The sequence below is a fragment of the Arthrobacter sp. 05N425 genome, from assembly GCF_056397125.1.
This window is the reverse complement of the sequence record NZ_JBFTMU010000015.1, coordinates 24803-51029: the sequence shown is the minus strand read 5'-3', so window position 1 is coordinate 51029 and position 26227 is coordinate 24803. Positions and strand designations below refer to the sequence as shown.

The 26227-nt window shown below is 68.0% G+C and carries 24 protein-coding genes; 9 read left to right on the top strand and 15 right to left on the bottom strand.

Features of this window, described 5'->3' with window-relative positions; translation table 11 throughout:
* Positions 1-75 precede the first annotated feature (75 nt).
* The 5 genes from AC1DGE_RS15415 to AC1DGE_RS15395 form a co-directional block, all read right to left on the bottom strand.
* Positions 76-1770: an ABC transporter family substrate-binding protein gene (locus tag AC1DGE_RS15415; RefSeq protein ID WP_476909661.1), complete on the bottom strand. Its 1695-nt coding sequence runs from the start codon at positions 1768-1770 to the stop codon at positions 76-78.
* A gap of 53 nt (positions 1771-1823) precedes the next feature.
* On the bottom strand, positions 1824-4076 hold the full coding sequence (locus tag AC1DGE_RS15410) for an ABC transporter ATP-binding protein (protein WP_441419231.1): 2253 nt from the start codon (positions 4074-4076) through the stop codon (positions 1824-1826).
* Positions 4073-5038, bottom strand: coding sequence for an ABC transporter permease (locus AC1DGE_RS15405; RefSeq protein WP_476893399.1), 966 nt, complete (start codon positions 5036-5038; stop codon positions 4073-4075). The genes AC1DGE_RS15410 and AC1DGE_RS15405 overlap by 4 nt, the downstream gene beginning before the upstream one ends.
* A 2-nt stretch (positions 5039-5040) precedes the next feature.
* Positions 5041-6027: an ABC transporter permease gene (locus tag AC1DGE_RS15400; protein WP_441419229.1), complete on the bottom strand. Its 987-nt coding sequence runs from the start codon at positions 6025-6027 to the stop codon at positions 5041-5043.
* Between the two features lie 365 nt (positions 6028-6392).
* The gene (locus AC1DGE_RS15395; RefSeq protein WP_476917744.1) at positions 6393-7046 is read right to left on the bottom strand and encodes a TetR/AcrR family transcriptional regulator; all 654 of its coding nucleotides are present in this window, start codon (positions 7044-7046) and stop codon (positions 6393-6395) included.
* A gap of 126 nt (positions 7047-7172) precedes the next feature.
* On the opposite strand from AC1DGE_RS15395, the gene AC1DGE_RS15390 reads away from it, so the two are divergent.
* The 3 genes from AC1DGE_RS15390 to AC1DGE_RS15380 all read left to right on the top strand — a co-directional run bounded on the left by AC1DGE_RS15390 (position 7173) and on the right by AC1DGE_RS15380 (position 9656).
* The gene (locus tag AC1DGE_RS15390) at positions 7173-7736 is read left to right on the top strand and encodes an NAD(P)H-dependent oxidoreductase (protein WP_175323502.1); all 564 of its coding nucleotides are present in this window, start codon (positions 7173-7175) and stop codon (positions 7734-7736) included.
* A 131-nt stretch (positions 7737-7867) separates the two neighbouring features.
* On the top strand, positions 7868-9160 hold the full coding sequence (locus AC1DGE_RS15385; RefSeq protein WP_476917743.1) for an aminotransferase-like domain-containing protein: 1293 nt from the start codon (positions 7868-7870) through the stop codon (positions 9158-9160).
* Between the two features lie 64 nt (positions 9161-9224).
* Entirely contained in the window at positions 9225-9656 is a 432-nt protein-coding gene (locus AC1DGE_RS15380; RefSeq protein ID WP_175323500.1) for a universal stress protein, read from the top strand.
* Positions 9657-9715: 59 nt separating this feature from the next.
* Here the strand turns inward: AC1DGE_RS15380 and AC1DGE_RS15375 are convergent, their stop codons facing one another.
* Positions 9716-11305 carry an AMP-binding protein gene (locus AC1DGE_RS15375; RefSeq protein ID WP_476917742.1) on the bottom strand — a complete coding sequence of 530 codons (1590 nt, stop codon included), beginning with the start codon at positions 11303-11305 and terminating at the stop codon, positions 9716-9718.
* A 225-nt stretch (positions 11306-11530) separates the two neighbouring features.
* Here AC1DGE_RS15375 and AC1DGE_RS15370 point away from each other — a divergent pair, with 225 nt between their 5' ends.
* A complete protein-coding gene (locus AC1DGE_RS15370) occupies positions 11531-11878 on the top strand; it encodes a hypothetical protein (RefSeq protein ID WP_441419224.1) in 348 nt (115 codons plus the stop codon).
* A gap of 195 nt (positions 11879-12073) precedes the next feature.
* On the opposite strand, the gene AC1DGE_RS15365 is transcribed toward AC1DGE_RS15370, so the two are convergent.
* From AC1DGE_RS15365 to AC1DGE_RS15350, 4 genes are all read right to left on the bottom strand, one after another.
* A complete protein-coding gene (locus tag AC1DGE_RS15365; RefSeq protein WP_476917741.1) occupies positions 12074-13609 on the bottom strand; it encodes a dihydrolipoamide acetyltransferase family protein in 1536 nt (511 codons plus the stop codon).
* 11 nt (positions 13610-13620) lie between these two features.
* Positions 13621-14601 carry an alpha-ketoacid dehydrogenase subunit beta gene (locus AC1DGE_RS15360; RefSeq protein ID WP_476917740.1) on the bottom strand — a complete coding sequence of 327 codons (981 nt, stop codon included), beginning with the start codon at positions 14599-14601 and terminating at the stop codon, positions 13621-13623.
* Positions 14598-15887 (bottom strand): thiamine pyrophosphate-dependent dehydrogenase E1 component subunit alpha, encoded by a 1290-nt coding sequence (locus AC1DGE_RS15355; protein WP_476917739.1) that lies wholly within the window; start codon positions 15885-15887, stop codon positions 14598-14600. The genes AC1DGE_RS15360 and AC1DGE_RS15355 overlap by 4 nt, the downstream gene beginning before the upstream one ends.
* Positions 15888-16034: 147 nt before the next feature.
* A complete protein-coding gene (locus AC1DGE_RS15350) occupies positions 16035-17153 on the bottom strand; it encodes a histidinol-phosphate transaminase (protein ID WP_476917738.1) in 1119 nt (372 codons plus the stop codon).
* A 59-nt stretch (positions 17154-17212) separates the two neighbouring features.
* Between AC1DGE_RS15350 and AC1DGE_RS15345 the strand changes: the two genes are divergently transcribed.
* A complete protein-coding gene (locus tag AC1DGE_RS15345) occupies positions 17213-17641 on the top strand; it encodes a phage holin family protein (RefSeq protein WP_441419219.1) in 429 nt (142 codons plus the stop codon).
* Between the two features lie 44 nt (positions 17642-17685).
* Here the strand turns inward: AC1DGE_RS15345 and AC1DGE_RS15340 are convergent, their stop codons facing one another.
* A complete protein-coding gene (locus tag AC1DGE_RS15340; protein WP_476917737.1) occupies positions 17686-19155 on the bottom strand; it encodes a hypothetical protein in 1470 nt (489 codons plus the stop codon).
* Positions 19155-19451 (bottom strand): hypothetical protein, encoded by a 297-nt coding sequence (locus AC1DGE_RS15335; RefSeq protein ID WP_441419217.1) that lies wholly within the window; start codon positions 19449-19451, stop codon positions 19155-19157. Before AC1DGE_RS15335 ends, AC1DGE_RS15340 begins: the two co-directional genes overlap by 1 nt.
* Before the next feature lie 198 nt (positions 19452-19649).
* Here AC1DGE_RS15335 and purB point away from each other — a divergent pair, with 198 nt between their 5' ends.
* The 4 genes from purB (at position 19650) to AC1DGE_RS15315 (ending at position 23527) form a co-directional block, all read left to right on the top strand.
* Positions 19650-21092, top strand: a complete 1443-nt coding sequence (purB, locus tag AC1DGE_RS15330; RefSeq protein ID WP_476917736.1) for an adenylosuccinate lyase — start codon at positions 19650-19652, stop codon at positions 21090-21092.
* 109 nt (positions 21093-21201) lie between these two features.
* Positions 21202-22116 carry an endonuclease/exonuclease/phosphatase family protein gene (locus AC1DGE_RS15325; protein WP_441419215.1) on the top strand — a complete coding sequence of 305 codons (915 nt, stop codon included), beginning with the start codon at positions 21202-21204 and terminating at the stop codon, positions 22114-22116.
* A gap of 66 nt (positions 22117-22182) precedes the next feature.
* The gene (locus AC1DGE_RS15320; protein ID WP_476917735.1) at positions 22183-22863 is read left to right on the top strand and encodes a histidine phosphatase family protein; all 681 of its coding nucleotides are present in this window, start codon (positions 22183-22185) and stop codon (positions 22861-22863) included.
* A gap of 160 nt (positions 22864-23023) precedes the next feature.
* Entirely contained in the window at positions 23024-23527 is a 504-nt protein-coding gene (locus tag AC1DGE_RS15315; RefSeq protein ID WP_476917734.1) for a GNAT family N-acetyltransferase, read from the top strand.
* 69 nt (positions 23528-23596) lie between these two features.
* Here the strand turns inward: AC1DGE_RS15315 and AC1DGE_RS15310 are convergent, their stop codons facing one another.
* From AC1DGE_RS15310 to AC1DGE_RS15300, 3 genes are all read right to left on the bottom strand, one after another.
* Entirely contained in the window at positions 23597-23989 is a 393-nt protein-coding gene (locus AC1DGE_RS15310) for a nuclear transport factor 2 family protein (RefSeq protein ID WP_441419212.1), read from the bottom strand.
* Between the two features lie 116 nt (positions 23990-24105).
* A complete protein-coding gene (locus AC1DGE_RS15305; protein WP_476909668.1) occupies positions 24106-25296 on the bottom strand; it encodes a 4-hydroxybenzoate 3-monooxygenase in 1191 nt (396 codons plus the stop codon).
* Positions 25297-25414: 118 nt separating this feature from the next.
* Positions 25415-26194, bottom strand: coding sequence for an IclR family transcriptional regulator (locus AC1DGE_RS15300; protein ID WP_476917733.1), 780 nt, complete (start codon positions 26192-26194; stop codon positions 25415-25417).
* Positions 26195-26227 lie beyond the last annotated feature (33 nt).

Below are 26227 nucleotides of genomic sequence, written 5' to 3'. Positions count from 1 at the left end.
GGCGACCCTCCCCCGCAKAGTGGGGAGGGTCGCCTGGATTGCTGCCCTAGGTGAGGGAGCGTCGGAAGGGAAGGCTTACTTCTGCCAGCCGACGAGGCTCCAGTCCGGGGTCTGGAACAGGGACGCGCCATAGTTGGCAAGGCCCGTGCGTGCGAAGTAGATCTGCGGGCCGTTCATGATGACGCCCATGGAGAAGTACTTCGCCATGTGCTTCTTCTCGACCTCCATGGCGGCCTTGTTGCGCTGGGCATCGTCCTGGATGGAAGCGAGGTCCTTGATTTCCTTGTCCAGTTCGGCGTCGCCGAGCTGGTTTTCGTTGGTCTTGGAATCGTAGAACTGCTTCACACCTGAGGTTGCGTCCGAGCCCACGGTGTAGCCGCTGATGGTGAGCTGGAAGTCGCGGCTGCCCACAACCTTGCCGAAGTCGGCGTCGCCGCGCTGGTCGATGCCGACGTCCATGCCGGCGGCCTGGAGCTGCTTCTGCAGGGTCTGCACGGTGGCGAGCGAGGTGGGGTCGTCACCGAAGTTGGTGATCTTGAAGGAGACGGGCTTTCCGGCCTTCTCCATGATGCCCTTGGCGTTGGGGGCGTAGCCGGCCTCGGTCAGGGCCTTCTTCGCCGCGTCGGCGCCAACATCCTTGACCGGGTAGTTGTCCTGGTAGTACTTGGAGAACGGCATCAGCATCATCGATCCTGAGCTTTCCTCTTCCCAGTTCAAGCCACCGAAGCGCACGGCGCGGATGGCCGGGCGGTCGACGGCGGTGAAGATCGCCTTGCGGACGGCGACGTCGGTCAGCGGGGCCTTCAGGGCGTTGAGGTTCAGGCCGCCGGCGAACAGACGCTGGCCGCGGCGGACCTCGGAGTTCTTGGAGCCTTCGAGCTGCTTGTACTTGGTCAGCGTGCGGCCGTCAGCCATGTCGATCTCGCCGTTCTTGAACGCTGCAATCTCGGCGCTGGCCTCGAGCTGGCGGAAGACCACCTTTTCCAGAACCGGCTTTTCGCCCCACCACTTGTCGTTCGGGACCATGGTGACGGTCTTCGCCGCGGAGTCGAACTTGTCGACCTTGAACGGGCCGGCCATCCACTCGGGGTGCATCTGGCCGGAGAACCCGGTGTTGAAGAGCTCCGGCGTGTTGACGGTCTGCGGGATGAAGCCGCCGAAGATGTCGCTCAGCGGGTAGACCGGCTGGGTGGTGGTGGCAATGACTTCCTTGTCGCTGCTGCCGGCCTTGACGGAGTCGATGAACTCGTAGGCACCGGACGAGACAATGTCGATGTCCTTGTTCTTGCCGTTGAGCATCTTCCAGGTGTTGACGAAGGTAGCGGCGTTGATGGGGGTGCCATCGTTGTACACGGCCTTCGGGTTGATCTTGATGGTGATGGTCTGCTTGCCATCCTTGACCTCACTCTTGAAGTCTTCGCAGAAGTTTTTGTTCAGGTTCGCGGTGCCGTCGAAGTCGAGCTTCCAGCAGCCCACGTAACCGGCTTCGTCGATCGGGTAGTGCAGCTCGGTGTTGTCCGCGGAGTTACCCGCATTGGAGAAGCCGTTGAAGTCCGGGCCGATGTTGCCGACCGGCAGGGTCACGGTGCCGCCCTGCTTCAGTTCGTCGGCCTTCTTGGCGTTGACGCTGACGAGCTTGTTGAGGTCGCCGTTGGCGTCCTGGGCCTTGGCGCTCTCGGCGGTCGTGGTGGCGCCGCCTCCGCCGCATCCGGTCAGCGCGAGGGCTGCCACTACGGCGGCCACCCCGCCGATCTTGGTCAGATTCTTCATAATGATCCCCTTCATTTTTGGTGCGAGTTGTGGTTCAGGTGCGGTTTGGTGCGTCAGAGGGACTCGTGGACAACCAACATGTCCGCGTCCAGTTCGCCGTCCGGGTAGAAACAGGCGAATTGCTGGTCTGTGGAGGCCGACGGCGAGGCGTCGGTCCGGGGGCCGGTGGCCGGGGCAGGCGCCGTCGCGGTTTCCAGCGGCGGCTCCAGGGTCAGGCACTTTTCCTGCTTGGCGGCCGGGAGTGCGGCGAAGACCGGGCAGCGGGTGGCGAAGTTGCAGCCCTTCGGCGCATCGAGCGGCGACGGCAGGTCGCCCTGCAGGATAATGCGTTCGCGGGTGCGCTCCAGCTGCGGGTCCGGCACCGGGATGGCGGAGAGCAGGGCGCGGGTGTAGGGGTGGCGCGGGTTGTCGAAGACGCTGTCGACGTCCCCGATTTCCACGATTTTGCCCAGGTACATCACGGCCACACGGTTGGAGATGTGGCGCACCACGGACAGGTCGTGGGCCACCATCAGGTAGCTCAGCCCGAGTTCGGCGCGGAGTTGGTCGAGCAGGTTGATGACGCCGGCCTGGACGGAGACATCCAGCGCGGACACCGGTTCGTCCAGGACCACGAGTTTGGGGTTCACCGCCAGGGCGCGGGCGATGCCGATGCGCTGGCGCTGGCCGCCGGAGAACTGGTTCGGGAAGCGGTTGACGTGGTCCGGCTGGAGGCCCACGAGCTCCATCAGCTCCATGATCCGCTTCCGGATCGCAGGCTTGGCCATCCCGGAGTTCTCCAGCGGCTCGGCCAGCACCTCGTAGACGGTGAAGCGCGGATCCAGGGCGCCGGTGGGGTCCTGGAACACCATCTGGAGTTCCTTGCGCATGGCGGCCTTGGTCTTGGCGTCCGAGGCGGCTTTGTTGCTCAGGCCGCCGATCGTCACCTCGCCGTCCTGGTCGCGGTGGAATTCCATGATTTCCAGCAGCGTGGTGGTCTTGCCGCAGCCGGACTCGCCCACGATCGAGAAGCATTCGCCCTCGCGGATGTCGAAGCTCAGGCCGTCCACGGCCTTGACCGTGCCGATCCGGCGCTTGAGCAGGGCGCCCTTCATCAGCGGGAAGTGCTTCTTGACGTCCTTGAGCTCCAGGACAGCCTTGCGCTCGGCCCGGGGCACCGCGTCGAACCGGGAGACGGGCACCGCGGGGGCGTGGAAGATTTCGTGGACGTCCACCTCGGTGGCAAGGGAATCGGTTTTGATGCAGGCGGCCTTGTGCTCCAGGGTGCCGTCGCCGGTGCCGCTGACCGGCCAGAGCTCGGGTTCGCCCTGCAGGCAGGCCTCGCTGACCAGCGGGCAGCGCGGGGCGAAGGAGCAGCCGGTGGGCGCGTGGATGAGGTTCGGCGGGATGCCCTCGATCGGCACCAGCGAGGTCTTCTCGGCCACGTCGACGCGGGGAACGGCGCCCAGCAGCCCCATGGTGTAGGGCATCCTGGGGTTGTAGTAGATGTCGTCGACGCTGCCGGTCTCCACCGGCTTGCCGGCGTACATCACCATGATGTCGTCGGCCATTCCGGCCACGACGCCCAGGTCGTGCGTGATCATCACGACGGCGGCGCCGGTTTCCTCCTGCGCGGTGTGCAGCACCTCGAGCACCTGCGCCTGGATGGTGACGTCGAGCGCCGTCGTCGGCTCATCCGCGATCAGAACGCGCGGGTTGTTGGCAATCGCGATGGCGATCATCACCCGCTGGCGCATACCGCCGGAGAATTCGTGCGGGAAGGCCTTGAGCCGGTCCTTGGGGCTGGGAATGCCCACCATGCCCAGGAGTTCGACGGCGCGGGCCTCCTTGGCCTGCTTGCTCATGGTCGGGTTGTGCACCGTGAGCGCCTCGATGATCTGGTTGCCTACGGTGTAGACCGGGGTCAGCGAGGACAACGGGTCCTGGAAGACCATGGCCAGCTCGTTGCCGCGGTAGCGGCACATGGCCTTGTCGCTGAGCCCCAACAGTTCCTGGCCCTTGAGCCGGACGGAGCCGGTGACCTCGGCGGTATCCGGCAGCAGGCCCATGATGGCCATCGAGGTGACGGACTTGCCCGAGCCGGATTCGCCGACGATCCCGAGGGTCTTTCCCGGCATCAGGTCGAAGTCGATGCCGCGCACAGCGTGCACCACGCCGTTCTCGGTGTTGAAGCGGACGTTGAGGTCGCGGACGGAGAGCACGGCACCCGCCGGCGCATCTGCGTAGTGCCCGCCGGCGGTGTGCAGGCCGGCCACGTGCAGCCGTTCGGCGGTGCTGAGGTCGGTGGCGGTGGTATCGCTGCTCATGAGGTCTTCTTCTTTTCCTTGGCGCTGCCAATGGAGCTGGAGCTGGGATCGAACGCGTCACGGAGACCGTCGTTCATCATGGCGAGCGAACCGGTCAGCAGGAACATCACGGTCAGCGGCACCCAGAACATCCACGGGAAGGTGGAGACCTGGGAGGTCGCCTGGCCGATCAGCACGCCCAGGCTCACATCCGGGACCTTGATGCCGATGCCGATGAAGGAGAACGCGACCTCGGCGAGGATGGCGCCGGTCACGCCGCGGGTGATGTCCAGGACCAGCAGCGAACCGATATTCGGCACGAGGTGGCGCCAGACGATGCGGCGCGCGGGGATGCCCATGTACTGGGCGGCTTTGACGAAGTCGCGCTGCATGAGCGACATCGAGAGCGAGCGGATCAGGCGGGCGGTGCCCATCCAGTTGAAGATCAGCAGGACGATGATCAGCAGCAGCCAGCTGGGGAGGTTCTGCTGCAGCCCGTTGCCGCCGCCGCTCGTGGCCACGGCCACGACCAGGAGGGCCGGCATCATGATCAGGGCTTCCAGGATGAACAGCATCACCTTGTCGACCTTGCCGCCGAAGTAGGCCATGGTGCAGCCGTACACCGCGGCGATCAGCACTGACACGAGGCCGACGACCAGGCCGATCAGGATCGAGACCCGGGTCCCTTCCACGGTCAGGGCGTACAGGTCGATGCCGGCCTGGGAGGTGCCCAGCAGGTGCTCCGAGGAAGGGCCCATGCCGATGTTGAAGGGGTCGATCGTCTCCTTGTCCCAGCTGGAGAAAATCCCGCCGATCAGGGACAGCACGGTGAGCAGGACGAAGATCGCCAGGCCGGTCACGGCGGTCTTGTTGCGCAGGAAGCGCCGCACGATGATCCGCGACTTCGCGATCACGACGTCGTTGTTCTCGATCTTGGCTTCTTCCGCGACGGCGGCCGGATCGATGGCGTTCAAGTTCGTCATGGCTACTGCACCCGCACTCTCGGGTCGACAAGGGTGGTGGCGAAGTCGGCGAGGATCGCCCCGATCGCGAAGATCACGGAGCCGTAGGCGAGTGTCGCCGTGGCCGCGTTGACATCCTGCAGCGCGATCGCGTCGATGCTCCAGGAGCCGACGCCGTGCCAGGCGAAGATCTTCTCGGCGAAGAAGCCGCCGGCGAAGATGGCCGGGATGGTGAAGGCGATGCTCTGCGCCACCGGGATGAACGAGACCCGCAGGGCGTGCCGGCTGATGGCCTGGTTGCGGGTGAGGCCCTTGGCCCGGGCGGTGCGGACGAAGTCGGCGTTGACGTTGTCCAGCAGGTACTGGCGCTGGGCGATCTGGTAGGCGCCCCAGCCCACGATCGTGATCGCGAAGGTCGGCACGGCGTAGTGGGCCATCATGTCGACGAACTGCACCCAGCCGTCACCGTCCAGCCCGGGTGTGGAGATGCCGGTGACGAAAAAGATCCGGTCGCCCACGGTTTCGTTGATGTTGATGGCGCCGAGCTGTACCAGGAAGTAGGCGATCGGGGCCGGCACGATGTACACGAGGTAGCTGTACGAGGTGATCGCGCGGTCGGAGAACTTGTACTGCCGGGCCGCGGTGTAGACGCCGAGGGCGACGCCGATGATCAGGGTGAGGATGATCGAAGCCAGGAACAGCCGGGTGGAGATCCAGACCCGGTCGCCGAACTCGGCGTTCACGAAGGCGCCGTTGGGGCTGCGTCCCCAGTCCCAGCGCGTGACGATTCCGGTGAGCCAGTCCACGTAGCGTTCCCAAGGGCTCAGGGCCGGGTCCAGTCCTTTGAGCCGGAAGGAGTTGGCAACCTGTTCCGGCGTGGGGCGCGGAATTTTTTCCTGCTCCAGCAGCGCCGGCTGCAGGCTGGTGACCGCCAGGAAATACCCGGCGCTGGTGGTCAGGAAAATCATGAATGCATACGTGACGGCACGTTTGGCAAGGTATCGGAGCATGGGGCTAGTTCAGGATCGCCGTGGTCTGCGCGGTTCCGGAGGCCACCGCACGGGCTGGGCCAGCCTGTCCGCAGGCCGGGGTCGTTACAACATTCACAGCGTGGATCCTTCCGTCGTCCCCCCCATAAGGCAGCGGGGTGTCCGCTGCCGATCCGGGATCTCGGCCAGCGGGTGCCTGGCCCCCCGCAGGCCTTGCGGCCAGCCCAGCCGGGCTATGTTGCGGGTCACATTCCAGAGGAAACTACCACATAGAAATTGCGGGGAGGCGCGCGAAAGGGGGCGAAACGGTATGCCCACTACCAGATYGTTATGAATAACTCATTTGAATTGATTTGACTTGGCAGTCTCCGCGCGGGTCGGCTAGCCTACGCGCCGCGCACCACCCGGGTGGCCAGCTCCCGCCAGGACTCAACCAGCCGGTCCGGGGCGACCCCGTGGACCCGCACCGCATGCAGGATGCGCTCCGGCTCGAGGGTCACGCTCAGGGCGCCCGCCATCAGCCAGGGATCCGCGCTGACCCCGGCTTCGCGCAGCAGCAGTTCCAGATGCCGGTGCCAGAGCACGGCGGCGGGCACATCGAACCGGTTGTGGGCGGACGCATCCGCGGCGCGGGCGAGTTCACCAAATTCCAGCACCCAGGCAATCCGTTCCGCGCCACAGGCAATCAGCCGTTCCGGGGGCGGCGCACCGGGCCCCAGCGGCGGCGGCCCGAACATGAACCGGCCCTGGAACTGCGCCTCGGCATCACTGAGCAGGCTCATCATGAGTCCCGCCCGACTGCCGAAGCGCCGGAAGACGGTCCCCTTGCCCACGCCGGCGCGCCCGGCCAGGGACGCCATGGTGAGGCCGTCCGCCCCGCACTCCTCAATCAATTCCCGGGCGGCCCGGAGCAACAATTCACGGTTGCGGGCGGCATCCCGGCGTTCAGACTCGGCCGCGCCCCGGACGCCGGGACGATTACCGGAGTGGGCCGGGGGGTCGTCTGCTTGCCCGCCGGGCCGAATTGGGATGAGGCTCACAACGCCCATTCTAGCCCCGGGGGAATAATAAGCGGACCGCAGTCCGTTTAGCTTTGGTGAAGGCCATCAAAGCCTCCGCGACCATCCAGCCGCCGGAATCTCCGCGGCGCGTTTCAAGGAGTTCACATGACTACCAACACCGTTCTCACCCTGGTCGGCAGCCTGCGCGCCGGCTCCACGAATGCCCAGCTGGCCGAAGCCATCCAGCTCAACGCTCCCGAGCAGGTCGACGTCGTCATCCACGAGAGCCTCGGCAACATTCCGTTCTACAACGAGGACATCGACGTCGAGGGCCAGGTTCCCGCCGCCGCCGCAGCGCTGCGTGCCGCCGCAAACGACGCCGACACCCTGCTCCTGGTCACCCCGGAATACAACGGCACCGTTCCCGCACCGCTGAAGAACGCCATCGACTGGCTCTCCCGGCCCTTCGGCGCCGGCGCCCTGAGCGGCAAGCCCACCGCCGTCGTCGGCACCGCGTTCGGCCAGTACGGCGGCGTCTGGGCCCAGGACGAGGCCCGAAAGGCCGTCGGCATCGCCGGCGCCAAGGTGCTCGAAGACGTCAAGCTTGCCGTCCCCGGTTCGATGGTCCGCTTCGCCGAGGTCCACCCGAAGGACGACGCCGAGGTCGTGGAGCAGATCAAGGGCGTGTTCGAAGCCTTGGCCGAAGCCCGTACCGCCGACGCCGCCTAAGCAGGCTCATCACAGACCGACACCCCCGGCAGCGCCCCCCACTGCCGGGGGTGTCCTGTGTCCGGGATCCCCTTGCCGTTCTTGTGAACAAAAGTTTTCCCCGTGACAACGCGGGCCTGTATCCTAGGATTGTGACCCACGAAACACTTGATGCCGCCGCAGAGCTCCTTCCGGCCGAGGCAATTGACGCAATCGAACGTGCGGCTACGTCCGCCCACCGCCACGAGAGGCTTTTCTCGGAGCGCGCAGCAAATATCAAGCAGTCGGCCGTCCGGGACGTCTTCGACATCTCCCTGCGTCCGGGCCTGGTCTCCCTCGCCGGCGGCAGCCCCTACCTCCAGTCCCTTCCACTGGAGCGGCTGGGCCAGTCCGCCGCGAAAATCATCGCCGAACACGGCCTGACGGCGTTGCAGTACGGCGGCGGGCAGGGTACCGAAGAGCTCCGCGCGCAGATCTGCGAGGTCATGGCCGCCGAGGGGATCCTCGACGCGAAGCCCGAAAACGTCGTCATCACCGCAGGCTCGCAGTCCGCCCAGGACGTCGCGACCAAGGTCTTCTGCAACCCGGGCGACGTCGTCCTCGTGGAGGATCCCACCTACGTCGGTGCACTGAACACCTTCGAGGCCTACCAGGTCGAGGTGGGCACGGTGCCGATGGACGAGCACGGGATCATCCCGGACCTCCTCGAGGCCAGGATCGCGGCCCTGCAGACCGCGGGCAAGAACGTCAAATTCCTCTACACGATCCCAAGCTTCAACAATCCGTCCGGTATCACGCTCGCCGCCGAACGCCGGCAGCAGGTAGTCGATATATGCCGCAACGCGAATATTCTGGTCCTGGAGGACAATCCGTACGGCCTGCTGCGCTTCGACGGCCAACCGCTGACCCCGCTGCGGGCCGGCAACCCGGACGATGTGATCTACATGGGCTCCTTCTCCAAGATCTTCGCCCCGGGACTGCGGATCGGCTGGGCCCTGGTCCCGGCGCACCTGCAGCGCCGCTACTACCTCGCCTCGGAAGCCGTCACCCTGTGCCCGCCGACGCTCAACCAGATGCTGGTCTCCGCGTACCTGCGCGACTACGACTGGCGCGGCCAGATTGCCACCTACCGCGGGCTGTACCAGGAGCGGTGCGAGGCCATGCTCGCAGCCCTCGAGAAGTACATGCCCGAGGGGCTGAGCTGGACACGCCCGCAGGGCGGCTTCTTCATTTGGGTCACGCTGCCCGAGGGCATCGACACCTACCCGCTGTTGCAGAAGGCCATCGATGCCGGAGTGGTCTTCATTCCCGGTGCAGCATTTACCCACTCGGACGAGCCCTCCAACAAGCTGCGGCTCGCTTTCAGTGCGGTGCCGCCGGACGCAATCGAGGAAGGCGTCCGGCGTCTGGCGCCGGTACTGCGGGAAGCAGTCGCGGCGTTGTAGCCTGAACTATTGCTGTTGACTGAACGTCGCCTGACGTATTCATGCCTGACCAGAGGAGTCCCCTATGACCGGAATCATCGTTGTCGGCGTCGATGGCAGCGAGACTGCCCTGAAGGCGGCCCAAACGGCCCGGGACCTGGCTGTCTCGCTCGGCGCGACGCTGCACGTGGTCAGCGCGTTCGATAGCGACCGGACCGAGGTGTTCGGCAGCGGCAGCGACCGGTGGATTGTTTCCGACGCCGACGACGCCGAGAAGGTGGCCAAGGGTGTAGCCGACAGTCTCCGGACGGCCGGGATCAACGTCACCTACGCGGCAGCCCGGGGCAAGCCCGCGGAAGCGCTGATCCACGAGGCGGAACGTTCCGACGCGCAGATGATCGTGGTCGGCAACCGCCGGATGCGCGGCCTGGGGCGCGTCCTCGGCAGCGTTGCCAACAGCGTGGCCCACGGCGCCCCCTGCGACGTCTACATCGCCAAGACCGACAGCCCCGAGTAGCGGCGCAACTGCAGATGCCGGCGCAGCAGCCCTAGGGCTGCTGCGCCGGCTTTGCCGTCCTAGGCATCCACTGCCTTCAGCATCCGGCGCAGGATCTTGCCGGACGAGGACTTCGGCACCGCCTCGATGAATTCCACGCGCCGGATCTTCTTGAACGGCGCCACCCGGGCGGCTACGAATTCCTGCACCCCGGCTTCGTCCAGCAGCTCGCCCTCGGCGTTCGGCTGGCGCACCACGAAAGCCATCGGCACCTCCTGGCCGTCGGCGTCGGCGGTTCCGACCACGGCGGCGTCGGCGATGCCGGGGTGGGTAAGCAGCAGCGCCTCAAGCTCGGCCGGCGCAATCTGGTACCCCTTGTACTTGATCAATTCCTTGAGCCGGTCCACGATCGACACCACGCCATCCGCCCGCACCGTGGCGATGTCCCCGGTGTGCAGGAAGCCGTCCGCGTCGAGGGTGTCAGCCGTCTCATCCGGCCGGTTCAGGTAACCGAGCATCACGTTGGGCCCCCGGCACAGCAGGTGGCCCGGGGCGCTTGTTCCCTCCGCGGGGACCTCGATTTCCTCGCCCGTGGCCGGATCCACCAGCCGGCAGTCCATGTTGGGGACGGTGTAGCCCACCGAGCTGACCGGAACGTCCGTCGCGTCGACCGGGATCAGGTGGGAAACGGGACTCATCTCGGTCATGCCGTAACCCTGGAGCACCCGGCAGCCCAGCCGCTCGGCCAGCCGCGCCCCCAGTTCGCCGTCCAGCGGCGCCGCGCCGGACAACGCGGTGTGCACGGAGCTGAGGTCGTATTCCGCCACCAGCGGGTGCTTGGACAGTGCCACGGCAACCGGCGGGGCAATGAAGAGATAGCTGCACTTGTGGTCCTGGACCATCCGCAGGAATTCCGCGAGGTCGAACTTCGGGATGGTGACCAGCCTTGCGCGTTCCCGGAGGGCCAGGTTCAGCAGCACCGTGAGTCCGTAGATGTGGAAGAACGGCAGCAGTGCCAGCAGCCGGTCGTCCGGCCGGACCTTGAGCAGCCCGCGCGACTGTTCCACGTTCGCCACGAGGTTGCGGTGGCTCAGCATCACGCCCTTGGGCCGTCCGGTGGTGCCCGAGGAGTACGGCAGCACGGCGAGGTGGGTGGCAGGGTCGAAGCTGACATCCGGGGCGGGTGCGCCGCTGGCGAGCAGCTCCGTCAGCGAGGGGTGACCCTCGGCGCCGTCGAGCACCACCAGCCGCTCCGCGGGGATGCCCACCTGGCCGGCCGCTTCCCGGGCGGCGGGCAGCAGGGCCGAGATCGTAAAGAGCCAGCTGGCTCCGGCGTCGGTGAGTTGTTTCGCGATCTCATCGGCCGTGTACAGCGAATTGACGGGAGTGACGGTGGCGCCGGCCCGCAGCAGGCCGTGGAACACGACAGTGAACGCCGGGATGTTCGGGCATAGGATGGCGGCGACGCCGTGGATGCCCAGCCCCTTGGCGGCGACGGCGCCCGCGAGAGCGTTGATCCGGTCGCGCAGCTCGCGGTAGCTGGTTTCGGCTCCGCTGCTGCCGTCGACGACGGCGACCCGGTCCAGGTCCGCCTCCTCCAGGCCGCCGAAGAGGTACTCGTAAAGGCTGACGTCGGGAATTTCTACAGCGGGGAACGGGCTCGAGAACACGCAAAATCTCCTTTGATCGGCGTTCGCCGGCTCGGCGGCGGCTGGTGCCACTCTAGTGCCGCCGCGCGGTTCCGGGACAGGATTCGCCTGGATTTGACCGCGGTCACCCTCTGTCGTGGGCAGCCTCACCCGGAATTACCGGCGACGGCGCGGCGCGCGGCGGTAAAATTGGAGGTGCCCCCGATGGTGCGGACAGACCTATCCGCCACCTCCCGGGGAGAAACCATGCCTGTTCTTCAGCGCCGCCAGCTCGTCGGCCACGACATTCTGCTGGCCCGCCATGGAAACCACATCAGCACGATGCGGGTCGACCGTGCCGCCGGCCGGGTGGTCGCGTACCTCGACGACGGCTCGGTGGACAGCGCCCCCAATTTGATCTCCCCGGCGCTGCGGATGCCCGATACGGTCCGGAGCATCCTGCGCGAGGACTGGAAGTTCCTGGGCGCGGTCACGGCCGGCAGTTTCGGTTTCGCCGGCGTGGTGTTTGCCGCAGCGGCCGCCGTTGCCGGCTGGGGCAGCGACCCGGGCATGACCGAGCTGCTCTCGACCTTCGCCGCCTACGGGTCGAACTAGGCGCAACACGCCCGGACCCCGAGTTCCCGCCCGGTTTTTGGGCATCTCTACTGCAGCGGGGTCCGCCCCGGCGCCGGAGAACCGCGGGATCCCGCCGCCCGGCCGGGTACTGGCCAGGAACTGGCCGGGAACAACTGGGCAGGAGCGTCGGCGGCCAGCGCCCCGGAGCGGGGGCCGGACCGGCGGCCGCCCGGCTCAGTCCAGCAGCAGTGCTGGCTCTTCGAGGATGGCTGCGACGTCGGCCATGAAGCGGGCCGACAGGTCTCCATCCACCACCCGGTGGTCGAACGAACCGCCGAGCGTGGTGATCCAGCGCGGGATCACCTCGCCGTCGAGCACCCAGGGCTTCTGCTTGATGGTGCCGAAAGCCACGATCGCCACCTCGCCGGGATTGATGATCGGCGTTCCGGTGTCGATGCCCAGGGCGCCGATGTTGGTGACCGTGAGGGTGCCGCCCTGCATCTGCGCCGGCTGGGTCTTGCCCGCCCGGGCGGTGGTGGCCAGCTCATTGAGGGCCAGCGCCAGTTCCTTCAGCGAGAGATCCTGGGCGTTCTTGATGTTGGGCACCATCAGCCCGCGCGGGGTCGCGGCCGCGATGCCGAGGTTCATGAAGTGCTTGACGTGGATCTCGGCTGAGTCGCTGCCGTCCTCGGCATCCACCCAGCTCGCGTTGACGCTGGGGTTCCGCGCCGCGGCCCAGATGACGGCTTTGGCGAGGATCAGCAGCGGCGAAACCTTGATGCCCTCGAAATCGCGGGAAGCCTTGAGCCGCTTGACGAACTCCATGGTGCGGCTGGCGTCCACGTCCACGAAGATGCTCACATGCGGGGCAGCGAAGGCGGACTCGACCATCGCCCGTGCGGTGGCCTTGCGGACGCCCTTGACCGGAATGCGCTCGATCCGCTGCTCCTGGGGGCGGCCGGTCTTGCCCCAGAACGAATCCGCCTGGTCCAGCTCGGCGTCGCGCTGGGCCTGATAGCTGACGAGGTCCTCACGGGTCACTTCGCCGCGCGCGCCGGTGGGAACGACGTCGGCCAGGTCGATGCCGAGGTCGCGGGCAATCTTCCGGACCGGGGGTTTGGCCAGGACGCGGTTGACGAGGCCGGTGATGGCCCCGCCCAGCGTCGGGCGCTGGTCGACAGCTTCGGCTTCCGCCGCGACGGGCGGTTCAGCCTGGGTGGCCGCGGACGGGCTGATCCAGATGTCGTGCGCCTCGATCCCGGCCCGTTCGACGGCGGGGGCGGAGGCCGCCGCAACCGGCGCGGAGATCCGGCGGCGCCGTTTGACGGCGTCGGCCTTCGGACCGGAACCGACCAGCGGGCCGCCGGCCGGGGGCCCGGCCGGCTCGGCGGTGTCGTACGCGTCGTGCTCCAGCTTTCCGTACATCGGCGCCTCGGGCGCCGGCGCAGCGGCAGCAGGAGTAGCCGCCGGAGTTGTTGTGGCAGCGGCGGCAACCGCCGGGGTTGCGGCCGGCGCGGCGGGTTCGGCGGCGGCGTCGGAAACGCTGATGATCGGCGTTCCGACGTCGACCGTCACGCCCTCCGGGACTAACAGCTCGGTGACAGTTCCGGCGTAGGGGGAAGGAAGCTCCACGAGGGACTTGGCGGTCTCGATTTCGCACAGCACGTCGTTGACGGCCACGGTGTCACCGGCCTTGACCTTCCAGGACACGATTTCGGCCTCGGTCAGGCCCTCGCCCACGTCAGGAAGGTTGAACTTGTTCACGGTCATGGAGGTCCCCGTCAGTAGGCGAGGGCGCGTTCCAGCGCCTCAAGGATGCGGTCGATGTCCGGGAGGTAGTCTTCTTCCACCTTGGCGACCGGGTAGGGCATGTGGAAGCCGCCGACGCGGATGACCGGGGCTTCGAGGGAATGGAAGGCCCGCTCGCTGACCCGCGCCGCGATCTCGCCGCCGATACCGCCGAAGGTCGGCGCCTCATGCGCCACGATCAGCCGGCCCGTTTTCCGGACCGAGGCCGTGACGGTGTCGAAATCGATCGGCGAAATGGAGCGCAGGTCGATCACCTCGACGCTGTGGCCGTCCTCGGCCGCCGCAGAGGCGGCCGCGAGGGCCACGGGAACCAGCGGGCCATAGGCCACGACGGTAGCGTCCGACCCCTCACGCAGCACATGGGCCCTGAAGGGGTCCGCGGACTGGCCCGGGGAGTCGGTGTCGACCTCGCCTTTGAGCCAGTAGCGCCGCTTCGGCTCGAAGACGATCACGGGGTCCAGGCAGTCGACCGCCTGCTGGATCATCCAGTAGGCGTCGTGCGGGTTGGACGGGGTGATGATGCGCAGCCCGGCGGTATGGGCGAACAGCGCCTCGGGGGACTCGGAATGGTGTTCAATCGAGCCGATGCCGCCGCCGTAGGGGATCCGGATGACGACGGGGACGGTGAGGTTGCCGTTGCTGCGCGAATGCATCTTCGCCAGCTGCGTGGTGATCTGGTTGAAGCCGGGAAAGACGAAGCCGTCGAACTGGATCTCGCAGACCGGCAAGTAGCCGCTGAGCGCCAGGCCGATCGCGGTGCCGATGATGCCGGACTCGGCGAGCGGGGTGTCCACGACGCGGTCGGCGCCGAACTCCCCGATCAGGCCGTCGGTGACGCGGTAGACGCCGCCGAGCGGGCCGATGTCCTCGCCCATCAGCAGGGTCCGGGGGTTGCTGCTCAGCGTCGCGCGCAGGCCCTCGTTGATGGCCTTGGCAATGGTCATGGCGGTCATCGGCGCACCGCCCCCTCTGTGTGTGCCGCGGCCGTTTCGGACCCGGCAGCGCCTGCCTCGGCTCCGTCTACCTCGTCGGCGAAGCCCGCACTGTATTCCTCGAACCACGCCAGCTCCTCGGCCACCAGGGGGTGTGCCTCGGCGTAGGTGTTGGCAAAGGCTGTCCGGATGTCCGGGGTTCCCAGGTCGTGGATGGTGCTGCGGACGTACGCCGCCAGTTCGTCGCCGTCGGCCTTGACCTGCTCGAAGAAGGCGTCGTCGGCGAGGCCTTCGGCGCGCAGGTACTTCTCGAGCCGCTCCAGCGGATCCTTCGCCCGCCATTGCGCCTCTTCATCCGAGCCGCGGTACTTCGTCGGATCGTCGGCGGTGGTGTGCGCGCCGACGCGGTAGGTGAAGGCCTCGATCAGCACCGGGCTCTCGCCTTCGCGGGCGCGTTCGAGGGCCCACTCGGTGACGGCGTGGACCGCGATCACGTCGTTGCCGTCCACCCGGATGCCCGGGAAGCCGTAGCCCTTGGCGCGGTTGGAGAGCGGAATGCGGGTCTGGACGGCGGTGGGAACCGAGATGGCCCAGTGGTTGTTCTGGCAGAAGAACACCACGGGGGCGTTGTAGGAGGCGGCGAAGACCATGGACTCGTGGACATCGCCCTCGGAGCTGGCACCGTCGCCGAAATAGACCATAACGGCGGCCTTGGGCGCCTGGGAACCGGCCGGCGCCTCCCCAGCTGCCGCCTGGGCCGCGGCGAGCTTCTGGTCGCGCTGGATGCCCATTGCGTAACCGACCGCGTGCGGCGTCTGGGCGGCGAGGACCAGCGTGTAGAGGTGGAAGTTGGTGTCCTTGGGGTTCCAGCCGCCGTTGGACACCCCGCGGAACTGCCGCAGCAGCTCGGCCAGGTCGACGTTGCGGGTCAGCGCGACGCCGTGCTCCCGGTAGGTCGGGAAGATGTAATCCTGCGGCTGGCTCGCCCGGCCGGACCCGATTTGCGCCGCTTCCTGGCCGGTGAGCGGGACCCACAGGGCCAGCTGGCCCTGCCGCTGCAGCGCGGTGGCCTCGACGTCGAAACGGCGGATCTTTGCCATGTCCGCGTAGAAACCGCGGAGCTTCCCGGCGTCGAGCCGCGCGGCGTACTCGGAAAACACCGGATCCGAACCCAGGGTGCCGTCCGGACCCAGCAGCTGGACCATCGGGACAGCGGGGTCGCCCAGCACCGCCTCGGCCTGCGCCTCGAGCTGGTCATCCACGTCGGTTCCGTCGAACTCGGTAGAGGGCAGATGTGTGGCGCCCATACCGTCTCCTTGCCTGCCGCATCCGAATGCGCCGCAATCGCTGGGATATATGCCGGACCGGGCATGCATTCCAGGTCCGGCATATATTTTGGCTTACTCGTCCCTACTTTATCCGCAGCGTACCTTCGGCGGACTTCGTGTTAAGCGCTAGGAACGCTGTGGGGGTTTTGTATAGATCGCACACAATTCGAGGAAACGGGTGTTGGCTTCGGCCTCGCCGATGCTCACCCGCACCCCCTCGTTGCCGAAGGCCCGGACGGACAGTGCCCGCTCCCCCGCCAGTGCGGCAAATTCCGCACTGTTGGTACCCAGATTAAGCCAGACGAAGTTGCCCTGGGCGTCCGGTACGAACCAGCCGAGCTCACGCAGGCCCTCGGTCACGCGGTCCCGCTCATCGACCAGGCTTTGTACCCTTTCTACAACCTCGCCAAAGTGCTGCAGCGAGGCGACAGCCGCCGCCTCCGCGATTTGGGAAACCGCGAAGGGCGTCGCGGTGACGCGCAGGTGCTGGGTGAGGTCCGGCTGGGACACGCTGTAACCCACGCGCAGTCCGGCCAGGCCGTGCGCCTTGGAGAAGGTCCTCAGGACGACGACGTTCGGGTACTTGCGGTACATCTCGATGCCGTCGACGGCATCCTCGGCCCGGACGAACTCCTGGTAGGCCTCGTCGATGACCACCACGATGTCCGAGGGGACGGCCTTGAGGAACCGCTCGGTCTCCTCGGTCGTGAGAATGGGGCCGGTGGGGTTGTTCGGGGTGCACAGCAGGATCATCCGGGTGCGGGCCGTCACCGCGGCAGCCATCGCGTCCAGGTCGTGCCGGCCGTCGGCCGTCAGCGGGATCTGCACGCTCTCGGCGCCGGCCAGGCCCGCGCTGATGGGATACGCCTCGAAGGAGCGCCACGCGTAGATGACCTCGTCGGCCTTGCCGTCGTCGTTCTGGCCGGCAAAGGTGGCCAGCAGCTGGTTGAGCGCACCGAGGCTGCCGGCGCCGGTCACGATGTCCTCGGCGGGGACGTCCAGGAAGCCCGCGAGCGCACCGCGCAGCTTGCTGCTCAACGGGTCCGGGTAGCGGTTGAAGTCGGTCTGCGCCGCGATGGCCTGCTGCACTGCAGGGATCGGAGCCAGCGGGTTCTCGTTGGAGGAAAGCTTGTAGCTCACGAGCCCCTCGACCGGGACCGGCGGTTTTCCGGCTGCGTAACGGGGAAGGAGGTCTACTACCGGCCGCGGGCGGATCCCTCCGGCCTGCTTGTCTGATGAAGTCATGCGTCTTAGCCTACTTCGCCCTCCTGCCGGTACGACCGGTGATGTGACAGCATGGGGCCATGCGCTCACTCTTCGTGCGGGTCATCGTCAATGCTCTGGCCCTCTGGATCGCCAGCTGGATCCTCCCCGGGCTGGATATTTCCACGTCCGCCACCACCGGGGCCGTGGCCAATAGCGGCGTCACGCAGGGCACGGACACGATCGGGATCATCCTGGCGTACCTGTTTATCGGGCTGATCTTCGGCCTCGTCAACGCCCTCGTCAAGCCGCTGGTAAGCCTGCTGTCGCTGCCACTGACCATCCTCACGCTGGGGCTGTTCACGATCGTCATCAACGCCGCGATGCTGTACCTCACCTCCTGGCTGAGCTCTTACACGCCGGTGCACTTCACCATCGATTCCTTCTTCTGGACCGCGGTATTCGCAGCCATCATCATCACCGTGGTGTCCCTCGTCGCCGGGCGGCTCCCGGGCGGCCGGCGCCGCTAGCCGGCCCTCCGCGGACACTCCCGCCGGCACTCCCCGCCCAGCCCCTAGCCGGACATCCCCGCCGCAGCCGGTGCCGCAGCGGGTCGTGCGTCCGTCGCGACGCGGGCTGAGGGCAATACGCCGGTCGAGCGGTTGGGCCCCGGAGCCGTGACCACGCCCTGCGCCGGCTGCGGTTCGCGCCGCAGGGAAAATCGGGTCACCGTTGCGGCGCCCCCGGCACCGACCACGGCGGCCAGTGCGGCGGTGGATGCCCGCAGCGAGGGATCCCGGCTCGCCGCGACCGCCTCCGCACCGGCCGTGTAGTTTTCCAGCCGATGGCCGGGACCGAGACCGAAATCCTGCGGCGGCGGCATGACCAGGTCATTGGTCAAGGTCACGGTCACGCGGTCCCTGGTGTCCGCATTGGCCAGTCCGTCGGCTCCCGGCACCCAGTCGTGCTGGTGCTCCAGGTGCAGGCTGCCGATGCCCGGCTCAGGGGTGATGCCGCCCACCGGGGAACCGGCGGTCAGTACGAACTTCAGGTCGAATTCGGCCAGGAAGGCTTTGTCCCTGCTGAGGTTCATGGCGTGGATGCCGCCCTGGCTGTAGCCGACGACGGCGAGCTGCTCGCCCGCCTCCACACCGGCCTCGCGCAGTGCCTGCCTGATGGCCCCTGTGGTTGCCTGCGAATCGTAGCCGAGCCCCTCGGCGATGCCTGCCGTATCGAAGGGGTTGGTTCCCGCGGGCAGCCCGCCGAGCTGGGTTCCCGGGATGATGACCACCCAAGCGCGCCGGCTGCCGCCCTCGACCCGGATGACTTCAATGTCGCCGCTGTTCCGGCCCACCGCGTCCGCCCGCCGCAACAGGCCCGCCGGGGAGAGGTCCACGTCCGCGGCGGCTGTTTCGCTGCCGACCACTGTGACCGGCCGCGGTTTCAGGAACCCCAGTCCCGGCGCGGCCGCCAGGTCCCGGATTGCGCGCCGGACGTCAGTGGGCCCGCTGAGCGCGCCGACGGCCCCGGCCAGGGGAACGGGCAGGCCCAACAGGAGCGCCAGGCTGCGCGGAGCCATGGCCACGCCGTGTTCGACCTGGTCGCGGATCCCGGGAAGCGCGAAGAGACTTTGCGGGGAGCCGTACCCGGGGGCGGAGAGCCCCATCCGAAGCAGCAAGGCGTTCCGGGCTTCGGTGAATTCGTACTCCCGGTGGCTGGCCCGGACCTGGGCGGCGATGTGTTCCAATTCGGCCCTGACGCGGCTGACGTCACGGCCGGCCTCCCCCACCGCGATGATGGCGTCGCTGCCGCTGCGGTAAGAGTCGGGCTGGTAGTCGAACAGAGCGCGGCGGACGCCGTCGGCCTCCGCCTCCAGGGCGTAGAGCTGGCGCACCACCCCATCCAGGGCCGCCGCGCCCGCCAGCAGTTCCTCGAACTGGAAGCTGAGGCCGCCGATCCCGCCACGGATCCGGAGCATCCCGTCCGGGGGCGGCGCGGAGGGGCGGGGGRCGCCTCCGGAGCCCGCCGGGGTCGCCTCCGCCATCAGTACCCCGGCCGTCCCGACGAAAGCGTCACGTTCTGGGCGTGCCGCAGGACCACCGCTGCCGCGTCCTGCAGCCCGTCCCGGCCCCGCCGCAAGGCTGCGGACTGAAGCGACAGCGTAGAGCGGTAGGCGCGGCCGGCCGGGGACTGCCAGCCGTGGAGTTCCAGCCGGCTCAGTGCGGCCAAGGCGGCACCGCCCTGGTCCGCACATGACGCGACTCTGGCAGCCAGCTGCTGGACCTCGTAGCTGCGTGAGGCGCACGCCGCCGCCTCCGCCGCTGTCAACGTGCCGCTCATGGTCCGGGCCCCTTTCATTCGCAGTTCAGTCCCGGGTTCGACGCTAGGGGCCGGCCAGCGGCGCCGGAAGCGGCCGGGACAGCTATGTGGAAAAGCAGCCGCCCGCGCAGGGGGCGGAACGGTCCCGTCCGCGGGGGGGAAATGTCATAAGGAACTGCCCGCTTAAGGCCCGGCGGCACTTCGTGAAAGAATCGGACCATGCCTGAAACTGCCGCCACAGCTGAGACCCGCACGCCGTCCGGACGCCTGGCCCTCGCCGCGTCCGACCACCAGATCGCGCTCGGCCCGCTCGACGGCCGCTACCAGTCGGCGGTCGCGCCGCTGGTGGACTACCTCTCCGAGGCCGCGCTCAACCGTGACCGGGTCGCCGTCGAGGTTGAGTGGTTGATCCACCTGACCAACAACAACGTCCTGCCGGGGGCCGGACCGCTGAGCGCGAGGCAGCAGGAGCAGCTGCGCGCCATCGTCACCGAGTTCGACGCCGCGTCGGTCGCCGAACTGGCCGAAATCGAGGCCGTCACCGTGCACGACGTCAAGGCCGTGGAGTACTACATCGGCCGCCGGCTGCCGGGCATCGGAATCGAGCACCTGACCGCCATGGTGCACTTCGGCTGCACCTCGGAAGACATCAACAACCTCTCTTACGCGCTCGGCGTCAAGGGCGCCGTGGAGGACGTCTGGCTGCCCGCGGCCCGCAAGCTGGTCGCGCAGATCAGCGCGATGGCCGAGGCCAACCGCGCGGTCCCGATGCTGTCCCGCACGCACGGCCAGCCCGCCACCCCCACCACGCTCGGCAAGGAACTGGCCGTGATCGCCCACCGGCTGACCCGCCAGTTGGACCGCATTGCCCGGACCGAGTACCTCGGCAAGATCAACGGCGCGACCGGCACCTACGCCGCCCACGTCGCCTCCGTGCCGGGGGCGGACTGGGAGCAGGTCGCCAAGAGCTTCGTAGAAGGCCTGGGCCTGGGCTGGAACCCGCTGACCACGCAGATCGAAAGCCACGACTGGCAGGCCGAGCTGTACGCCGACGTCGCGCGCTTCAACCGGATTCTGCACAACGTGTGCACCGATATCTGGAGCTACATCTCGATCGGCTACTTCGCGCAGGTCCCGGTTGCCGGCGCCACGGGGTCCTCCACGATGCCGCACAAGGTCAACCCGATCCGCTTCGAGAACGCCGAGGCCAACCTGGAAATCTCCTCGGGCCTGCTGGACGTACTGGGCTCCACGCTGGTCACCTCCCGCTGGCAGCGCGACCTCACCGACTCCTCCTCGCAGCGCAACATCGGCGTGGCCTTCGGCCATTCCCTGCTGGCCATCTCCAACGTGGCCAAGGGACTGGACCGCCTGGACGTGGCGGAGGACGTGCTCGCCAGGGACCTGGACACCAACTGGGAGGTCCTCGGCGAGGCGATCCAGATGGTCATGCGGGCCGAGGCGATCGCCGGCGTCGCGGGCATGGAAAACCCGTACGAGCGGCTCAAGGACCTGACCCGCGGCCAGCGGGTGGACGCCGCCCGGATGCGGGAATTCGTCCAGGGCCTGGGCCTGTCAGCCGATGCCGAAGCCCGCCTCCTGGCGCTGACCCCGGGCAAGTACACCGGCATCGCGGACAAGCTGGTCGGCCACCTGGCCTAGCCGTGCTCGCCCCGAATTCACCTTCCGGCAGGCCGCCGTTTACGCGGCCGTCGAGGACTGGCCAGCTTCAGAAAGGAAGCTGGGGCTGTTACCGACCCGAGGAGACCCCTTGCCGAGCGACGCACCGTCGACAGCACGGACCGTTCTGACCGACCCCGGCCCAGCGGCCGGTCCCGACGCCGACCCCGGCCCAGGAGCCGGCGCGGCTGCTGACGCCGCGGCCGACCCGGCTGCCTTGAGCCTGATGAGCTTCAACATCCGCTGCGACATCGCGGCGACGTTGCCGGGCCAGGCCGACTACTGGCCGGAGCGCGTTCCGGCGTTGCAGGCCGTACTGGCCGAGGAGCTGCCCGAGGTGCTGGGCATCCAGGAGGGCCTGGAGCACCAGCTGGCCGTGATCGGCGAGGCCCTTCCGGACCATTACCGGATGATCGGCCACGGCCGCGAAGGTGGCCGCCGGGGCGAGCACTCCTGCATCTTCTACGACGCCCGCCGCCTGAAGCTGCGGACGTGGGACCAGTTCTGGCTCTCTGACACGCCCACGGTGGCCGGCTCGGCGACGTGGGGCAACCACGTCACCCGGATCGCCACCTGGGGCCGGTTCGAAGACAACCACACCGGACGTGAGCTGATGGTGGTCAACACCCACTTCGACCACGAGTCCGAGAACGCGCAGCTGCGCAGCGCCGAGGCCATCGTGGAGCACGCAACACGCTTCGAGCCGGGGCTGCCGACCGTGCTGATGGGCGACTTCAACGCCGACGCCGGTGCCTCCGGCGCGTACAGCACCCTGGTGGGGAGCGGCACCTTCCGGGACTCCTGGACCGCGGCCAAGCAGCGGCTGACTCCGGAGTACGGGACGTTCCCGAACTACAAGGACCCGGTCATCGGCGAAAGCCGCATCGACTGGATCGCCGTCACGCCGGAGATCCAGGTCGCGGAGGCCGCGGTCAACACCTTCCGGCTGGACGACCGGTACCCCAGCGACCACGCCCCGATCCAGGCCACGGTCCGGATCCCTTGACCGCCGGAATCACGGGCGGCAAGCGGGGCCGCGCCGGGCCCCGGCCCAGCCGGTAAAATCGCTGCCATGAGGCTTCTGCTGATCCGTCACGGCCAGACCCCGGGCAACGTCCTGGGACAGCTGGACACCGCCCATCCGGGCCCCGGACTGACCGAACTGGGCGAACGCCAGGCGGCCGCGCTGGCCCGCTCCCTGGCGAACGAAAAGATCGGACTGCTCTACGCGTCCACCCTGGTCCGCACCCAGCTCACGGCCGCACCGCTCGCCACCACCCGCGGGCTGGAGATTGAGGTGCTGGGAGGGCTGCGGGAAATCGAAGCCGGGGCGCTGGAGAAGCTCACCGACCGCGAATCCCACCTGCGCTACCTCGGCACAGTGTTCGCCTGGACGGCGGGCGAACTGGACCGGCGGATGCCCTCCGGCCCCAACGGCCACGACTTCTTCGAACGCTACGACGACTCGATCGCGAGGATCGCCGCCGCTGCCTCCGCCGCCGGGGACGCCGCCGTCGCCGTCGTCAGCCACGGCGCCGCGATCCGGGTCTGGACCGGCCTGCGTGCCGCCAATGTCGAGGCGGAGTTCGCYGCGCGGCACGTGCTCGCCAACACCGGCATCGTGGCGCTGGAAGGCGATCCCGACGCCGGCTGGCGGCTGATCCACTGGGACGACAGCCCGGTGGGCGGACTGGCCCTGGCGGACCCGACGGCGGAGGACCCCACCGGCCGCCCCGCCGAACCCTCCGCTTAGACGTTTCCCTGCCGGACGGGCGTTTCCGGACGCCGAATGTGCGCCGACTCGTCGAAATCGCGGAAACCGAGTTCTCGAAGCCCTTACGTGGCCGAAACACCACGGAAACCGCCGCTCAATAGCCTTGGTCTGCATAACCCTTCGGCGAATCGAGGCAGCGATGCAGACCAACCCGCGGCTCAACATCCGGCAGGTCCCCTGGTCCAACCCGGTGGGAGCCGACCTGCGGGCAGCCCAGCAGGCGGAACTGGACGCCCGCTTCGGCCACCGCGGGCACGAGTCCGGGCCACCGCCGTCGGAAGTCGACACCGCGGTGTTCCTGGTGGCGCACGACAAGGCGTCGGGCCAGCCGGTGGGCTGCGGCGGGTTGCGCCTGCTGGACGAGCACACCGCCGAGATCAAGCGGCTCTACGTGCTGCCGTACACGCGAGGTTCGGGCGTGGCCAGTTCCATCCTGGCGGCGCTAGAGGGGCACGCCCAGGCCCTCGGCGTCACCACCCTGACCGCTGAGGCGGGGTCGGCGCAGACCGACGGGCGGCAGTTCTACCAGAACTCGGGCTTTGTGGCCGTGCCCAACTTCGGCCCATACATCGGCGTGGAGCATTCGTACTGCTACGCGAAGCCGATCGATTCGCACAGCGCCGCGCACACCGCCATGGCGTGAGGCCGCGCGTCGCTGCGTGCCGCCTGCGCTGTCAGTGCCTGCGTTGCCAGTGCCGCCGGGCCCGGACCGTCAGGTCCAGAAATCGTCTGACTTGGCCGTGTCCTCGAAGTACTCCCGGCCCTCGGCGATCTTGCCGTCGCGGACCACGAAAGTGATGACGGTGCCCATGTCCAGGGTCTTGCCGTTGCCCTCCCCGTGGGTTTGCTGGATCGCGACCGTGTGGCTTTCCCCGCCCACGATGTCCTGGACCTTGGCTTGGAAATTTCCCTGCGTGCGCGCTCCCAGTTCGCCGAAATACGCCAGGATGGCGTCGCGGCCCTGTTTCGTCCCCGATAGCACGCCACTTCCGGCCACGTGCCAGACTGCGTCCTCCGCGAACAGCTCGCTGAGGGTCGCCATATCCCCTGCGTTGAAGGCCTCGTACCCCCGCCGGACCAGTTCAACATTCTCTGCGTTTCCCATGATCGGACACCTCTCCGTCGTCCTTGTCGGGTCATGCTGGGACGGTTAAAGGCTAGTCCTGGCCCGGGGTGCTGTCGATGGAAAGATGCGGAGCTGCCGGAGTCCCGGAGGACGTCCTAGTTCCCTGCCGGCCAGCCCGTGTAGGCCTCGGCAAGGTAAGCGCGGCCGTGCCGCGAGGACACCACCGAATTGAGTTCGCCGAGCTGGCGGGCGCGGGCGAAGTCGTCGGCTCCGGTCGGGGTGTGCAGCATGGAGGTCATCCAGTAGGAGAAGTGCTGCGCTTTCCAGACCCGGTCCAGGGCGCGGTCGCTGTACAGGTCGAGGAGCTTCGTGGAGCCGGTCTTGTAGAAGCTGTCCAGGCCTTCGAACAGCACCTTGACGTCGTGGATGGCCAGGTTCAGGCCCTTGGCTCCGGTGGGCGGGACGGTGTGGGCGGCGTCCCCGGCCAGGAACAGCTTGCCGTGCCGCATCGGGGCGTGCACGAAGCTGCGGAACTTCAGGACCGTCTTGTCGATGACCGGGCCCTCCTTGAGTTCGAAGCCGTTGCCGTTCACGCGGCTGCGGAACGCCTCCCAGATCCGCTCGTCGTCCCAGTTGTTGACGTCCTCGCCGGGGTCGCACTGGAAGTACATCCGCTGCACCGTCTCGGTCCGCTGGCTGATCAGGGCGAAGCCGTTCTCCGAGTTGGCATAGATCAGCTCGTCGGAGCTGCGCGGCGCCTCGGCCAGGATGCCGAACCAGGCAAAGGGGTACTCGTGGAAGTACCACTTACGGTCAGCCTCGGGAATCTGGACACGGCAGTGGCTGCGCGAGCCGTCCGCGCCCGCAATGAAGTCGGCCTGAAGCTCGAACTCGGTGCCGTCCGCGTCCGTGAACCACACCTTCGGCGAACCCTCGATGTCATGGACGCTGGTGTCCGTGACGCTGTACCGGACGTCGCCGCCGTCGGCCTCCCGGCGCGCGGCGAGGTCCATGAAGACGTCGGTTTGCGGGTAGAGCCAGACCGACTCGCCAACCAGGTCCTGGAAGTCGATGCGGTGGCTTTCCCCGTTGAACCGCAGCTCGATCCCGTCGTGCCGGTCGCCGTCGCGCAGCACGCGATCGGAGACGTCGGTGTCCACGAGGAGGTTGACGGTGCCGTGCTCGAGGATGCCGGCACGGACGGTTTCCGAGATTTCGCGCCGGCTGCGCAGTTCGACCACGGTGGACTCGATGCCCTCTTTGGCCAGCAGGTGGGAGAGCATGAGCCCGGCGGGGCCCCCGCCCACGATGGCCACCTGGGTGGTGATGACTTTTCGGGCTGCCATGTTGTCCTCGCTTCGTTGCGGGGCCCGGAGCGGCGCGCCAAGCTGTCGGCCGCACGCCGCGGCTCCGGACCGGATCGGTCTTCTGGCTAACAGTGTGCGCCCGGAGCAGTGATCTGCGTTACAGGTCTTCCGTTGAACGGAATTCGGCCGCCGTGCGGGAGTCCCCGAGCCGGCGTCCGATGCCCCGCGCCGCGGTCTGCAGCGCCGGCACCAGCGCCTGCAGCCGCATCTCCCGCAGCGGAACCACGACGCCGAGGGCAGCGACGGTCCGCTTCCTCGTGTCCCGCACCGGGACGGCGATCCCCCAGGTGTCGGGGTCCACGACGCCGGCCAGCTGGGCGTAGCCTTCCTCGGCGGCCTCGGCCAGGAGCGAGCGGAGGTCCCCGGCGCGGAGCCTGCCTGCGGGGTCGTTGAACTGGCGCAGGTATGCCGCCTGCACCGAGGCCGGCTGGTGGGCCATCAACACCAGCCCGGCCGAGGACAGGTGCACCGGCATCCGCCCGGCGACTTTCGCCCGGTTGGCGACCGAGCCGCGGCGCGACAGACGCTCCACGAACAAGGCGTCCCAGCCGTCCAGGACAGCCAGGTTCACGTTCTGGTTGAGCACCTGCTGGATGTCCTCCATGAACGGCATCGCCGCCTGCCGCAGGGCCAGGGTCGGCGAATTGCGGTTGACCAGCTCCCACAGCCGCAGCCCCAGCCGGACCGACCCCCCGCTGCCGAGCTCCAGGAGCCCGTGCCCGGCCAGCTGCCGGACCAATCGGTGGGCGGTGGTCAGGGGCAGTCCGGCCCGGTCCGCGAGTTCGGAGAGCTGCAGGGCGGCAGAGCCCTCGGGGAAGGCCTCGATCAGGCGCACCACGCGGTCCACCACGGAGTCCCCCGACCCGGAATTGGCCACGCTTCCCGCTTCCCCGAACTGTTGACTGCCTGG

What these genes read in the sequence shown, in the direction of transcription:
- AC1DGE_RS15415 (WP_476909661.1), bottom strand. Translation starts at nt 1,770, where the DNA reads ATGAAGAATCTGACCAAGATCGGCGGGGTGGCCGCCGTAGTGGCAGCC.
- AC1DGE_RS15410 (WP_441419231.1), bottom strand. Translation starts at nt 4,076, where the DNA reads ATGAGCAGCGATACCACCGCCACCGACCTCAGCACCGCCGAACGGCTG.
- AC1DGE_RS15405 (WP_476893399.1), bottom strand. Translation starts at nt 5,038, where the DNA reads ATGACGAACTTGAACGCCATCGATCCGGCCGCCGTCGCGGAAGAAGCC.
- AC1DGE_RS15400 (WP_441419229.1), bottom strand. Translation starts at nt 6,027, where the DNA reads ATGCTCCGATACCTTGCCAAACGTGCCGTCACGTATGCATTCATGATT.
- AC1DGE_RS15390 (WP_175323502.1), top strand. Translation starts at nt 7,173, where the DNA reads ATGACTACCAACACCGTTCTCACCCTGGTCGGCAGCCTGCGCGCCGGC.
- AC1DGE_RS15380 (WP_175323500.1), top strand. Translation starts at nt 9,225, where the DNA reads ATGACCGGAATCATCGTTGTCGGCGTCGATGGCAGCGAGACTGCCCTG.
- AC1DGE_RS15370 (WP_441419224.1), top strand. Translation starts at nt 11,531, where the DNA reads ATGCCTGTTCTTCAGCGCCGCCAGCTCGTCGGCCACGACATTCTGCTG.
- AC1DGE_RS15365 (WP_476917741.1), bottom strand. Translation starts at nt 13,609, where the DNA reads ATGACCGTGAACAAGTTCAACCTTCCTGACGTGGGCGAGGGCCTGACC.
- AC1DGE_RS15360 (WP_476917740.1), bottom strand. Translation starts at nt 14,601, where the DNA reads ATGACCGCCATGACCATTGCCAAGGCCATCAACGAGGGCCTGCGCGCG.
- AC1DGE_RS15355 (WP_476917739.1), bottom strand. Translation starts at nt 15,887, where the DNA reads ATGGGCGCCACACATCTGCCCTCTACCGAGTTCGACGGAACCGACGTG.
- AC1DGE_RS15350 (WP_476917738.1), bottom strand. Translation starts at nt 17,153, where the DNA reads ATGACTTCATCAGACAAGCAGGCCGGAGGGATCCGCCCGCGGCCGGTA.
- AC1DGE_RS15345 (WP_441419219.1), top strand. Translation starts at nt 17,213, where the DNA reads ATGCGCTCACTCTTCGTGCGGGTCATCGTCAATGCTCTGGCCCTCTGG.
- AC1DGE_RS15335 (WP_441419217.1), bottom strand. Translation starts at nt 19,451, where the DNA reads ATGAGCGGCACGTTGACAGCGGCGGAGGCGGCGGCGTGCGCCTCACGC.
- purB (WP_476917736.1), top strand. Translation starts at nt 19,650, where the DNA reads ATGCCTGAAACTGCCGCCACAGCTGAGACCCGCACGCCGTCCGGACGC.
- AC1DGE_RS15315 (WP_476917734.1), top strand. Translation starts at nt 23,024, where the DNA reads ATGCAGACCAACCCGCGGCTCAACATCCGGCAGGTCCCCTGGTCCAAC.
- AC1DGE_RS15310 (WP_441419212.1), bottom strand. Translation starts at nt 23,989, where the DNA reads ATGGGAAACGCAGAGAATGTTGAACTGGTCCGGCGGGGGTACGAGGCC.
- AC1DGE_RS15305 (WP_476909668.1), bottom strand. Translation starts at nt 25,296, where the DNA reads ATGGCAGCCCGAAAAGTCATCACCACCCAGGTGGCCATCGTGGGCGGG.